Origin of the sequence: Dactylosporangium sp. CA-233914, assembly GCF_050942935.1 — a bacterium.
Taxonomy (GTDB): Bacteria; Actinomycetota; Actinomycetes; order Mycobacteriales; family Micromonosporaceae; genus Dactylosporangium.
On record NZ_CP192030.1, the window covers coordinates 7802682 to 7816744 of the forward strand.

6 protein-coding genes are annotated in these 14063 nt (G+C 71.8%); all 6 read right to left on the reverse strand.

The features are described from left to right. Positions 1-73 precede the first annotated feature (73 nt). Entirely contained in the window at positions 74-1135 is a 1062-nt protein-coding gene (locus ACQPY0_RS34740; protein WP_432970250.1) for a hypothetical protein, read from the reverse strand. A 24-nt stretch (positions 1136-1159) separates the two neighbouring features. Continuing rightward, positions 1160-2563, reverse strand: coding sequence for a trehalose-6-phosphate synthase (locus tag ACQPY0_RS34745; RefSeq protein WP_432970253.1), 1404 nt, complete (start codon positions 2561-2563; stop codon positions 1160-1162). Beyond that, positions 2560-6387, reverse strand: a complete 3828-nt coding sequence (locus ACQPY0_RS34750; RefSeq protein ID WP_432970256.1) for an MFS transporter — start codon at positions 6385-6387, stop codon at positions 2560-2562. Before ACQPY0_RS34750 ends, ACQPY0_RS34745 begins: the two co-directional genes overlap by 4 nt. Next, a complete protein-coding gene (locus ACQPY0_RS34755; protein WP_432970259.1) occupies positions 6384-9455 on the reverse strand; it encodes a non-ribosomal peptide synthetase in 3072 nt (1023 codons plus the stop codon). The genes ACQPY0_RS34750 and ACQPY0_RS34755 overlap by 4 nt, the downstream gene beginning before the upstream one ends. Beyond that, positions 9452-12508 (reverse strand): AMP-binding protein, encoded by a 3057-nt coding sequence (locus ACQPY0_RS34760; protein WP_432970262.1) that lies wholly within the window; start codon positions 12506-12508, stop codon positions 9452-9454. Before ACQPY0_RS34760 ends, ACQPY0_RS34755 begins: the two co-directional genes overlap by 4 nt. 375 nt (positions 12509-12883) lie before the next feature. Further along, positions 12884-13606, reverse strand: coding sequence for a histidine phosphatase family protein (locus tag ACQPY0_RS34765; protein WP_432970265.1), 723 nt, complete (start codon positions 13604-13606; stop codon positions 12884-12886). Positions 13607-14063: the final 457 nt, after the last annotated feature.

A 14063-nucleotide genomic window follows, 5' to 3' on the forward strand; every position in this document is an offset into this window, starting at 1 on the left:
CCAAATACCCGCTGCAGGTCGCCGCGCGGCAGCGCGGCAGCGCGGCGGCCCATCATGCCGCATCGGTCACCAGCTACATCCAGGCCCATCGCCCAGCAACCGGGGCAACATCTGCGGGACCCCCAGACCCGGCCCGGCCCTCATCAGGGCGGCCGGGGCTTCGGCCAGCGCAGGGCTTGAGATCGCTGACCGGCCAGCCCTGCCGGTACGCCTCCCGCGCGGCCTGCACGATCGCCTCAAGCTGCTCGGGCGTGCCGTGCAGGTGCAGGTCGGCCAGGCTCTGGCCGGCGGACAGCAGCCCGTGCAGCCAGTCGATGCGCGGCGGCTCTCCGGGCTCGCCCCAGATCCGCATCGCGGCCGGCGTGCTGACGCACCGAAGGTCAGGACCTTCGCGGCGGACGGTGATCGCCACCGGAGCGCTGCGACTGTACTTGCTCACGCCCGCCCCGGCGCCGACGGGTCCGGCTTCCAGCATGGTGGTGACGTTGAAGACCGCGGCCGGGCCGTCGAGCACGTAGCTGACGTGCCACACTTCGAACGGTACCGCCATCGTCTCTCCCGCCTGGCACACCTGGACATAGGCGAACGGCTCGGCCGAGCGGTTGCGGCCCGCGACGAGCATCGCGACCCGGCCGGTGAGCACCTGGAAGATCTCTAGCTGGCCGGGCAGGTTCCAGTGCCCGGTGGAGCGGAACGGTTCGTCGCCGGGCAACTCGCCGGGCTGGTAGATCACCAGGTCGGCCAGCAGGCGACCAGGGCCGGAGGTCACCGCACCGGACGGATCGGCCGGCAGGTGCCGCCCGCTGCGCAGGTCCCGCGGCGGCAGGAAGTGCCGGAACGCGTGGTACATGACCGGGTCGTGGCCGCTGTGGCACATCGTCGCGGTGAGCACGGAGTCGGCCAGGTACGGCGGATGGCTGCCCGCGCTGAACAGCTCCGACACGCGTCGAGGCGTACCGTGCGCAAGCTGTCCGTCGACGGTGAGGACGCCGTCGCGTTCCAGCGCCACCCCGGCGATGCCGACCGGCAGCGGCGTCGGCGCCGCCTGCGGGGTGTCGGCCAGGTTGCCCAGCCGCCGCAGATGTCGCAGCACCAGGTCGCGATCGATGTCGTGCCGGGCGGTGGTGGATCTCATGGGTGCCTCCAAAGGTGCGGTATGTCAGCGGTCGGTCAACTGAGCGAGCCACCCGGCGGGGCCTTGACCGGCCAATGTGGCCACGAGCGCGGCGCGACGGTCCGGGTTCGGGATAGCGGCGGTGCCGCGCATCGCCGAGCGCAGCGTGTCGGCGGTGGCGAGCACGTCGTACGGCTGGACCGGCAGCACGTACGGGGCGAGCTGTTCGTAGGAGCCGGCGTTGACCGACAGCAACGTCGGTGCCCACTCGGCGAGGTAGAGCGCCTCCTTGGCGACGAGGTTCATCCCGTCGAGGGTCGGGTTGACCAGCGTGGCGGATGCGGTGCTCAGTGCTGCCGCTACGCAGTTGCGGGTGCTCGCGGCGTCCGGATACACCAGCGACACGGCCGGGCGCCCAGGCTTGCCGTAGGTGTCGTTGATGTCGTTGACGAGCGACTCGCACAGCTGCTGATAGGCCTCGCTGCGTTCGGTTCCCCGGGTAGGCGTGGACGCCACCGCGCAGAACCACCACTCGTCGGCCAGGCCCGGTTCCCGCTCCAGCAGGGCGCGATACGCGGCGAACCCGCGGGGCTGGTTCTTCCACAGGTCCAGCCGGTCGGCGCGGGCCAGCACCTTCCGGCCGGCCGCGGGTCCGGCCAGCCGTTCCTGCCACTGCAGGGTACGCTCGTCGGTGCGCATCCGGTCCAGCACCGCGACATCGAGCGGGAACGGCGCGACCACGACACGCGTCTTGCCACCGGCGTACTGCACGTCGTGTCCGCCGGCCCGGCAGCCGGGCAGGAACCGTTCGCAGCAGGCGATGAACGCACGCGCCCAGCGTGAGTCGTGGAAGCCGACCACGTCGCAGTGCAGCAGGCTGGTGAGGATACGGTCGCGCAACGGCGCGGGCAGCAGGGCGAAGTACTGCGGCTCGCACCAGGGCAGTCCGTGGAAGTACACCATCTGTCCGAACCGATGCGATCCGGCGTCGTGCAGCATCTCCGGCACCAGGAACAGGTGGTAGTCGTTGATGAGCAACAGTTCGTCGTCCGCTCCGGTGCACACCTTGCGCAGCCGTTCGGCGTGCGCGCGGTTGACCCGCTCGTAGGCGGCGAACGCGCGGGTGAACCGGGCGTCGAACACCGGCTCGGCCCCGGTGTCGAACAGGTAGTGGAACAGCCACAGCATCAACCGGACACCGATGGTCAGGTAGTGCTCCTGGAGCACGTCGGGCTTCTCGTACACCTGGTGGATGGTGACGTCGCCGGGCAGCCGGATCGGCTCGCCGCCGCGGTCGGGTTCTCCGGGCGGCACGGTGCAGACCCAGTCGCCGCCGTGCTCACCGAGCAAGCCGACGAGCAGTGGAACGAGTCCGCCCGGTGAGCGCGGCTCCAGCCCGTTGCGCTGGTGCCAGCGCGGGGCACTGTTGCTGGCCACGACGAGCTTCATCGCGCTGCCTCCCTGGTGTGGTGTCCGGTCAGGCCGAGCAGGTCGTCCGGCTCGGTGTCGGGGACTTCGTCGTCGAAGCGGGCCACCCTGCCGACCCGCAGGCACACCATGCTGGACACGGCCATGACGAGGCCGAAAACGACGTACATCAGCCCGATGCCACGCCCCGGTCCGGTGCCTACGAGCAGTCCGAGCGAGCCGGCCAGTGCCCCTTCTGGACGAAGCATGGGTTCGAAGACGTGCGCCCACAGCGGCGTCAGGACCGCGAAGCCCAGCGGGATGGTCGACCATGAGATCATCTGGTTGACCGCGAAGACACGGCCTTGGAGCCGCTGCGGCACCTTGGTGTGCACGATGGTGCCGTACGTGCCGCGGATGATGGCCAGCATGCCGAGCATCCCGGCCAGCCCTACGGCGACCAGCGCCACCGACGGGCGCAGCCCGGTGAGGACGCCGAAGGCGCCCTGCACGACAGTGCCCAGCACGACCACGCGCATGCGGCGGTGCACGGGGCCGCCCCACACGGTCATCGCCAGCCCGCCCAGCGCGGCGCCGATGCCGCCGCACACGGCCACCGCGGCCACCTGGGACAGGTCGGCGAACGACAGGACGAGCGGGTTGATCGCCAGCATGAGCGCGGACAGGAAGACCGTCTGCCCGGCGAAGTAGCCGAGCATCGCGCGCACGTGCGGGCGGGCTGCGACGTGACGCAGGCCGCCGAGCATCTCCGCGCCGAGCGACTCTCGGCGTTGGTACGCCATCGCGGCGGGGAACCGGATCGCGAGCACTGTGCCGACCGCGACGGCGAACGTGGCCAGGTCCACGGCGAGCACGCCACCCAGCCCGACGACCGCGACCAGCGCGACGGCCAGCAGCGGGGCGAGGAACTGCGCGAGGCCGGTGGACATCTCCACCAAGCCGTTGGCATGACCGAGGTATCGCTTGGGCACCAACTGCGGCACCGCGGAGGCGTACGCCAGGCGTTGGAATGTCAGCGCGATCGACAACCACGCCACCAGCACGTACACGAAACCGAGATGCAGCGTGCCGGTGGCGTACAGCAGCGCGACCGTGCCGACCGCGCCTCCCGCGAGCAGGTCGGCGCCGAGCATGACGCGACGACGGTCGCCGCGGTCCACCACCACGCCGGCGAGGGGTGCGGCCAGCACGCCCGGCATGATCGCCAGGACGGCCAGGATGGCGTACTGGGTCAGTGAGCCGACGCGGAGATAGACCCACAGCGGGATGGCGAAGTCGGTGATCGCCGAGCCCGCGATGGACACCAACTGGCCGGCCGCGACGCTCACGAAGCGAACCATGCTGGGCCGTACCCCCGTCGCACCGTCCGGTGCGTCCGAGATGCCGGCCACCCACCATCGCGCGTGCGGCGTGGGATCGGCCCGCAGTGTGCCGACGGCGAGGGCGGTGTGCGTGCCGGTGACGATCTGCGCCAGCTCCGCCGCCCGATACTTGAGGAAGAAGTGTCCGGCCTCGGGCAGCACGACGAGCGCGGTGCGCACACCAAGGGCATGCCACTCCCGGTACCGCTCCTGGGCGTACTCGGTGACCGGGTCCCGCTCCCCCACCACGGAGATGACCGGGCAGCGCAGCGGGGTGCGGTGCTCGGCCAGCCGCGTGGAGTAGAACCGCTCGGCGGCCTCGCCGTCGCGGCGGATGTTGCGCACGATGAACTCGATCTGCTCGCGGTCCAGTCCGCCCAGGTCGGCGCCCATCGACGTGAGCCAGTTGGCGAGGATCTTGCCGCTGCGCAGTCGCTCCCGTCCGGCAAGGCGGGCCAGCGCGCCGAGCACCCGGCCGGGCGGGCGGGCGAACGGGTACGTGGCGCCGAGGTAGACCGCCTCCGGTTCCCGCCCGGCCTGCTGCAGTTGCAGGGCGATCTCGACGGTGAGCGCGCCGCCGACACCGCAGTGCCCGTACAGCACGACCGGCCCGGTGATGTCGCACTGGATCTGGGCCACGCACCGGCGGGCCACCTCGTCCAGGGGCAGCGGGTCGGCCGGCACGCCGGGGTCGTGGCCCGGAATCGCCACCGCGTAGAGCGCGCAGTCGGTGCCCAGCGCCTCGGCGAGAGGCTGGTACACCACGGCGCTGCCGCCGCCGTATGGCACACAGACCAGCGTCATCGCACGGCGCCCGGCGACTCCCGGCGGGGTCAGCTCATGCAGCAACTCGCCGCTGTGGGCCGGCGCCTCGCCCGTGGCGAGCTGTACGATCCGCCGGATGGTGCGCTGCTGGAACACATCGATCACACTGATCGGCCGGGTGCCGGGCGGTAGCACGGAACGCATCCGGGCGACCAGCCGGATCGCCAGCAACGAGTGGCCGCCGAGGTGGAAGAAGTCGTCGGTGGCGGCGACCGGACCCGCCTGGAGCACCTCGGCCCACAACTTCACGAGCGCCGTCTCGACCGGTCCTTGCGGCGCCTCCCGGGGCCGTGCAATGTCCACCGTGGACGGCCGTGGCACGGGTGTCGCCCGCAGCCGGTCGGACAGCCCGGGCAGCGGTGCATGCGGGTCGGCGCAGCCGGCGGCGAGCAATTCGGTGAGGTGCTTGGCGATCGCCTCCACAGTCGACTCGGTCAGCACCGCCGGGTCGTAGACAAAGTCCGCCCAGGCCGCGCCGCCGTCCACCCCCCAGGTGACCTCGAGGGTCAGGTCGGTCTGCGCGGTGCGGTGCTGCAGCTCGAACGGCCAGATGGTGAGCCCGTCCAGCGTGAGCACCGTGTCACCGGCCGGGTCGAGGCGGAACATGGCCTGGTACACCGGGGTGCGGCTGAGGTCCACCGGCAGGTCCAGGTCGCGGACGAGCCGATCGAAGGGCAGGTCCGCATGGTCGTACGCGCCGAGCGTGGCGTCCCGGGTGCGGCGCAGCAACTCGGCCATGCCCGGAGCGCCGGACAGGTCGCCGCGCAGCAGGAGTGTGTTGACGAAGCAGCCGACGAGCGGCTCGAGCTCCTCGCTGTCGCGCAGCGAGACCGGGGTACCCACGCACACGTCGGCGCTACCGCTGTGCCGGGCCAGCACAGACTGGTACGCCGCCAGCACCGTCATGAACAGGGTCACCCGATGGCCGCGGGCGAGGCCCGCCACCGCCTCGCACAGCTCTCGCGGCAAGGTGTGGCGCAGCACGGCGCCGCGGCCCGTGCGCACGGGTGGGCGTTCCCGGCCTGGTTGCAGGTCCAGCGGCGTGACGTCGGCCAGCCGCGCCCGCCAATATCCCAGCTGCGCCTGCTCGGGCTCGCTGTCGCGCTGGCGCAGTGCGTAGTCGGCGTACTGCACGGCGGGCCGCGGCGGCGGTTCGCCGCGGCTGCGGGCCGCCCGGTACGCCTCAGTCAGTTCGTCGCACAGGACGCCGAGCGACCATCCGTCGCCGGCGATGTGGTGCAGGATCAAGCACAGCACGTGCTCGTCGGGCGCCAAGCGCAGCAGAAGCCAGCGCACCGGTGCCGTACGGGCCAGGTCGAACGGGGTCTCGATGCGGCTTACCAGCAGCCGTCGGGCGGCCGGTTCCCGCCGGTCCGCCGACAGGTCGCTGAGGTCGGTGTGTTCCAGCGGTACCGGCCCGGGCGGATCGACCACCTGGTGCGGCACGCCGTCCGTCGCCGGGTAGCGGGTGCGCAGGATGTCCTGCTGGGCGGTGAGGTGGGTCAGCGCAGTGTGCAGGGCTGCGACGTCGAGCGGGCCGTGCAGGCGGCGGGCCAGCGCGATGTGGTAGTCGGTGGCGTTGGGCTGCAGCTGGTGCAGGAACCACAGCCGCTGCTGCTGCCAGGACAGCGGGATACCGGTCTCGGTGGGTGCGCTCATGCCGATCGCCTCCCCACCACAGCGAGCAAGCCGGAGATGGTGGACGCGTCGTAGAACGCGTGCAGCGGCAGGTCGATGCCCAGCCGCCGACGCATCCGCGCGGCGATCTGCGTGACGGTCAGCGAATGCCCGCCGAGGTCGAACAGGTCGTCGTCAGGACCGACGTCGGGCACCCCCAGGACCTCGGCCCAGATCGCTCTGATCTGTTCGGTCATGGCTTCGTCAGGGGTGCCGCCGACCGGCCGGGACATGCGTGCCGGCGGCGCGGCGGCCGGGCGCGTGGTGGACGCCGCGGCGATGGCGGTGTGGTCGAGCTTGCCGTTGGCGGTCAGCGGCATCGTGTCGAACACGGCGATGTGGGTGGGGACCATCGCCTCGGGCAGCCGGGCGGCCAGGTGCGCGCGGAGATCGGCCGGCAGCCCGGTGGTGTCGGTGCCCGCTACGGGCGTCACGGCTGCGACGAGGCGTCGCTCGTCGCCGGTGCCGGTGACCGTGACCGCGGCCTGTGCAACGGCCGGGTGGGCGTTGAACGCGGCCTCGATCTCAACCGGTTCGATACGGGTGCCGCGCAGCTTGAGCTGCCGGTCGATGCGTCCGAGGTATTCCACGGTGCCGTCGGCGCGCCAGCGGCAAAGGTCGCCGGTGCGGTACCGCCGCGACCCGGGCGGGCCGCCGGGGTCGGTCACGAACCGCCGCGCGGTGAGCGCCGGCAGGTTGTGGTAGCCCAGTGCGACGCCGGGCCCGGCCAGCAGCAGCTCACCGGCCACCTCGACCGGCACGTCGTTGTCCCAGGCGTCCACGATGGCCAGCCGCATGTTCTGGATCGGGTGCCCGATCGGCAGCCGCGCCGCCGCCTGCACTGCGGACGGGGTGCAGTGCCAGGCGGTGACGTCGATTGCCGCCTCGGTCGGGCCGTACAGGTTGTACAGCTCGCCGGGCATCCGGGCGAGGAAGACCGAGGCGAGAGCCGGTGTCAGCTCCTCACCGGAACAGATCGTGCGCTTGAGGCTTGTGCAGTCTTCGACACCGGGCTCCTCGAGGAACGCGGCGAGCATCGACGGGACGAAGTGGACTGTGGTGACCCGGTGCCGGTTGATGACGTCGTGCAGGTACCCGGGGTCGCGGTGGCCGCCGGGGGTGGCCGGCACCAGCCGGGCGCCCGCGAGCAGCGGCCACAGCAGCTCCCAGACCGACACGTCGAAGCCGATCGGCGTCTTGTGCAGCACCGCGTCGGTGGCGTCGATCGGGAAAGCCCGCTGCATCCAGTCCAGCCGGTTGCAGATCCCGCGGTGGCTGTTGAGCACGCCTTTCGGTGCGCCCGTGGAGCCGGAGGTGTAGATGAGATATGCCGGATCGGCCGCCACCGCCTGTGGCGGCGGGTCGGTGTCCGGCTGTCCGGCGGGCGGTTGCTCCAGCAGGAGGGCGCGCGCCTGCACCGGGGCGCCTGCCAGCCGAGGGGCGAGCTGGCTGGCGCACAGGACGAGTTCGGCGCCGGAGTCGGCGAGTATCTGGTACAACCGGGGGTCGGGCTGGTCCGGGTCCAGCGGAAGGTACACCGCGCCGGCCTTGAGCACGGCGAGTACCCCGACGATGAGGTCGGCACCGCGGCGGGCGAGCACCCCGACCGGGCGGCCGGGCCCAGCGCCGTATGCCCGCAGTTCGTGTGCGAAGCGGTTCGCCAGGGCGTTGAGTTCGCCGCGGGTGAGCCGGACGCGGTCGGGCCCGTCGGACTCGACGGCCACCGCGCCGGGGTTGTCGCGCAGCCGTGCGGTGATCAGCTCGTCGATGGTGCTGGTGTCCGGGTACGCGGTCGTGGTGTGGTTCCACGCCCGTAGTTCGTCCCGCTCCTGTGCGGTGAGCACCGGCAGCTCGGCGAGGCTCCGGTCCGGCTCGGCGGTGGCCGCGGCGAGCAGCTCCCGCAGGTGCCCGGCGACGCGGACGGCCGTGCCGCGGGCCAGGCCCGCCGGCCGGAAATGCAGTCCTACGCGCAGCCGGTCCGGGCCGTCGACCGCCTGCAGGTGCAGGGTGCGCCGGCCGGCCTGGTTGAACACGGCCCAGTCCACGTCGACGGTCGTCGAGCCGGGCCAGCACGGTGTGCGGTGCTGGCGGCGGTAGCTCACCGACATCGGGGCGAGCGCCAGCCCGGCGGGTACTGCGGACACAGCGCGGCTGAGCGGCACCTGCCGCAGCCGGTACAGCGCCCGTAGGTTCTCGCGCGTGGCGGCGACGGCGGCTCGGAAGCTGCCGCGCGGGTCCAACGCTGCGGTGACCGGCAGCTGGTTGACATACATACCGATGTGCCCGCGGGTCGCCTCGGTACGGATATCGAGATCTACGGCCACCGTTGCCGGATCGTTGCCGTAGCGCAGCAGGACGGCACGCAACGCCGTGAGCAGCACCTCGAACCGGGTCGCGCCCAGCGTGTCGGCCACGGCCGACAATGCGGCGCCGAGCCGGGCGTCGATCGGCACTTCGACGACCTCGGCCGGCGCGGCCGGTTCCGCGACCGTGACCGCGCCGGGTAGCAGCACCTCGGCGGGCTCCTGCCAGGCGGTGCGCCAGTACGCCCGGGCCGGCTCCAGTTCCGGCCCGAACGGGTCAGGTCCCTGCCCGGGGAGGGGCGGCAGCTCCTCGCCCTGGTACGCGGCGGCGAGATCGGCCAGCAGCAGGTCCTTGGAGGTGCCGTCGAAGACCAGGTGGTGGGCGACGACGAGCAGCACCTGCCGGCCGGGATCCGTGTTGTCCAGCGTGAATCGGCACAGCGGCCCGGTGTCCAGCGCGAACGGACGGGTCAGCTCCTCGGCAAGTGCGGCCGCACCGGTGACCCGGCGCAGCGTCGGCGCGGGCACCGGCACCAGGGCAGGCTCACCGTCGATGAGCCGCACGGCGGTCGCCAGCACCGGGTGGCGGGCCACGACGGCATCGCACGCGGCGGCGAGCCGGGCGGTGTCGAGCGGGCCGGTGAAGGTCACGCGCAGCGCCAGGTGATAGACCGTGCCGACGGGCTGCGTCAGCTCGTTGAACCAGATGCCGTGCTGCGCGGGCGACAGGGGCCGGTTGGGCGTCATCGGAACCTCGTTTCATCGAGCAGGTCCGCCGGGCGAGCGGCGGGATGGTGGACAGCGGCACGCAGCACCGTGCAGAACGCATCGCCGAGCCGGCGCGCGAGTTGGCGGTCGACCGCATGCCGGTTGTAGGTGAGCCGGCCGGTGAGACGGCGGTCGCGGTGCTCGGCCAGCTCCAGCTTCGGCACACCCTGGTCCGGGCCGGGCAGCCGCCAGCGCCAAACCAGCCCGTGTGGCAGGGCCAGCCCACGAGAGACGAGGCCGGGCAGGTGGGTGTGCCCGGACCAGCGGCTGAACGGAATCTCCACCGGATACGGCACGGCTTCGGTGAACTCCGCCAAGGGGTACGCCTGGTGGTCGGTGGCGACGAGGAGCCCGTCGCGCAGCCGGGCGATCAGGGTGGCGAACGAGGGGTTGTCACCGACCGTGACCCGGATCAGCAGCGATTGGGTCAGACAGCCGACCGCGGATTCGAACCGGGGAAGGGTCCGGCCGGTGACCGGAGTGAGTACGACCAGCTCCGCGGCGCCGCTGTGCCGGGCCAGGACCGCCAACCAGCCGGCCGCGGCGACAACGAACGTGGTGGTGCGGTGGGTCATGGCCGCGCCGCGCAGGCCGGTGTTCAGCTCCGTGTCGAGGCCGACTTCGACGCTCGCTGCGGCGTAGCGGGCGACGGCGCGACGTCCGGGCAGCTCATCCACCGCGCCGGGCGCGCCGGACAGGGCGGTACGCCACCAGCGGCGTTCCTGGGGCCAACGCGCCCGGTGCCAGCCGACAACCTCGCCGGCCTGCGCCGGCTCGGGCAGTACCGGGGCGGCACCGGCCCGCGCGGCGGTGTACACCTCGCCCAGCTCGTGCAGCAGGATGCCGAACGACCAGCCGTCGACCACGAGGTGGTGCGCGACGAGGGCGAAGAGCTGCCGCTGCGGGGCCAGGCGGATGACGACCGCGCGGACGAGCGGGCCGGTCCTCCAGGCGAAGGGCCGGATCAGCTCCTGGGCCAGCAGCCGATCGCCTTCGCCCCGGTGGGCGGCGTCGAGCACGACCAGTTCGGGCGCCAGTTCCGGCAAGACGAGGGCGTGCCAGGCGTCGCCGGCCCCGCGTACGCACCGCGTCCGCAACGCTTCGTGCCGGTGCACCAGCGCGGCGAGGCCGGCGCACAGCAGGTCGGGGTCCAGCTCGTCCTCCACGTCGACGCACACGTACATAGGCCCGACGTCGCGGGCCGGGGTTGTCTGGTCCATCCAACGCAGCAGCTCCAGCTGCAGCGAGCTGAGGGCGCCGGGCGTGGCCGGGACCGGCTCGGATCTGACCGTGTCGAGGGACGCGGCGCGGACGGCGTCGATCCATGCGGCCTGCCCTGCGAGGTCCGGGTGGTCGAACGCGAGGGCGCTGGGCACCGGCAGCCCGAACGCCTCGGTGGCCTGCGCGGCCAGTTGGGCGGCGCGCAGCGAGTCGCCGCCGAGGGCGAAGAAGTCGTCGCTGCGCCCGACCGCGCCGGTGCGCAGCAGCTGCGACCACAGCGCACCGAGTTCCTGCTCGGTCTCGGTGGCCGGGACCGGGCCGCCCTTACGGACGCCGAGGCTGAGCCGGGGGCGGAGGCTCTCCTTGGATACCTTGCCGCCGGCGTTGTGCGGCAGTGCTGGCACGCGTTCGATGACCGACGGCACCTCGTGCCGATCGAGCCGCTCAGTGAGGAACGCGCGCAGCTGCGCATCGCTGACCGGCGGCTGTCCGCTGGCGGGTACCACCGCGGCGGCGAGCACCTGGCCGAGGATCGGGTGCGGCACCCCGACGACGGCGGCCTCGGCGATCGCCGGGTGCTCGAACAGCGCCGCCTCCACGCGAAGTGTCGAAGCGGTAAGCCCGCCGGACTTGACCACATCGGCGGCGCGGTCGATCAGGTGCAGGTAGCCGTCGTCGTCGAGGTACCCGTAGTCGCCCATGGCCACCCATCCGCCGGAGAAGCCCCCGGCGGATCCGTCATCGTCGTCGAGGTAGGTCCGCGAGGCGCTCACTCCGCGCAACCACACCTGCCCGACCCGCCCACGCGCGACTGAGCTGCCGTTGTCGTCGGTGACGCGCAGCGCGTCGGGCCGGTCGGCGCGGCCGACCGCGGTGGGCCGTTCCGGGTCGAACACCAACGTCAGCTGGGCCGGCGCCGCCTCCGTGGAGGTGTAGCAGTTGGTCACGGTCACATCGGGCAGGTGCTCGACGAGCGCGCGGGCCACCGCTGCGGGCAGCGCGGCGGCGGTCGAGCCGAGCAGCCGCACGGAGCTGAGATCGTGATACCGCCAAACATTCGCGGCGACCAGTTCGGCCGCCATCGAAGGCACGACGAAGACGCTGCCGGCGCGGTGCCGCGCGATCGCGGCCGCAAAGCTGTCGGCGTCGAACCTCGGGACGATCACCGTCGTGGGCGCGCAGACGAGCGCTTGTACGAGCATGGCCTGGGCGGCGTTGGTGCCGAGCGCGAAGGCGTGCACGCTGTGCCGGGAGTGTGCCAGCAGCCGGCGCCTGCCGCTCGGGTCAAGACCGTGGGTGAGGTTGGCGTGGCTGGCCAGCACCCCCTTCGGCACGCCGGTGGTGCCAGAGGTGTAGAGGATCTGGGCCAAGTCGCCGGCGTGCACAGCGGGCACGTCGCCCTGCGGCGGCGCTGGGAAGGCCTCGACCTCCTCAATGGTGCAGCGCCAGCCGGGTGTGCCCGGGCCCGGCGCCTCGGCGTAGTAGACGGTGCCGGTCACCTGTGCCCGGTCAAGCATCGCCGCGACGGTCGCCGGGCCGAGGTGCCCGCCGAGAGGCACGGCTACCGCACCGGCCCGCAGCACGCCGCAGTACGCCACGGCGTACGCGAGCCAGCCGCCGGAGGGAAACACCAGGCCGATCCGGTCGCCAGTGCGCACCCCGTGGTCGCGCAGCCACACCGCGACCCGCTCGGCCCGCTGGAGCCACCGTTCGAAGGTCAGCTCCTCGCGAGGTCCCTCAGCGCCACCGTCGAGCAACAGCGCGATCTGGTGGGGGTCGGCGGCGGCGCGTGCGGCGAGCAGACCAGGCACCGTGCAATCGGGTGGGATATCAGGGCGCACAGATACCACTTCTCCGATCTCTAGATCTTTGAATGTCGATGCGATGATCGCCGATGGTAGATGCCTATCGCCGCCACAAAAGGTCCGTGATCCACCCGATACGGACCTCACCAACCTATCGGTCGAAAACGAGGAAGACAGGCCGTATTTGTCCGATTTGCCGGAATCGGCGGTACGCGCTGAGTCGCGAGTACGGCCAGCCGGGCACAGGGCAGCCTCGGCCCTCCTCGCCACAGGTGTCGTCAGTACGACGGCGGGCCCGAGCCGAAGTTCACATCCTCGGGCGTGCGACGATCATGGGCAGGCTCTGCAGCGCACCCGAGTCGCGGGGCGCGGCCGGACAGCTCACCCCGTGAGCAGTTCGCGGTCGAGATGCGCCGTCTCATTGAGGCTGTGCAACACGGTTCGATGAGCGTCGCACCAAACCCGGACCATGGACGCGTGAAGAGGCCGGTAAAAGTAGTCACGGCCAACCGGCAGAACGTCGGCGAGATACCTGTTGATCACGCCGCTGTGGCATACCACGACGATCCGGGCCGTCCCGCCGTGCCGCCGAACCAACTGGTCGAACGTCTGGCGCACTCGCCGGCGGAACGCAAGGACCGCGCCGATCTCGGCAAAGGCTGTCCATTGTCCGCTGTGGAGAAACTCGCGACCGGCCGATTCCCACTGCTCGACGGCGACACCCGGGGGACGCGAGCCGGTGTCCGGCAGTTCGATCTCACGAAGGTCCGGCAAGACGACCGGTGACAGCCCCTGCACCGCCGCCACGACGTCGGCGGTCTGCCGTGCGCGGGCCATGTCGCTGGTGTATATGGCGTCGATCGCGCCCGCTGGGAACGTAGCCGCTACTGCCGCGGACTGCCGGATTCCGATGCCGCTCAATGGCGGATCGTCTCGCTGGGCCGGAAGACGTTCGTCCAGCGGCACGGGATGGCCATGCCGGAGCAGAACCAGCTCGACGTGCTCGACACCCCAGAGTGTGGCAAGGGCGACTGAATCCACGCGACAGCCCTCTCCGCTCAGGTCGATCCCAGTGTCAACGGTCAGGACGAAGTCCAGCGGCATCGACTGACGCGTCGCGCTCCAACGCCCGCCGCATCGAACTCGACGCTCTCCCCCGGCGCTCCGGCCGCCGGCGACGACACCGGCAAGGTAACAGTGGCAGCGGCCACCGCCAAATGCCAGCGCGGGGTGGCGACGACGGCGTTCGATGCCGTGAGGATGTACGTGAGCGTCGCGCGGACCGTGCACGCCGCCGTGCGCACCTCAGCTTCCACACGACCGTCGATGCCACGAGCCGCATCGGGAGAACAAGGAGACGACTCCCACGACGCGACCGGGACCGGGACCGGGACCGCGCAACGCTGGGCTGCGAATCAGCCAGCATTCCTCGCTGAGATCATCTCAGTCCCCACAATCGGCGAGTGTGTGTCCGCGTTGATCCTTGAGGGGTCAGGACCAGGCGTTGGGCAGGAACGCGTCTTCGTAGCCGTCGCGGCCGCAAGATGCCGCGCCGCCTCCT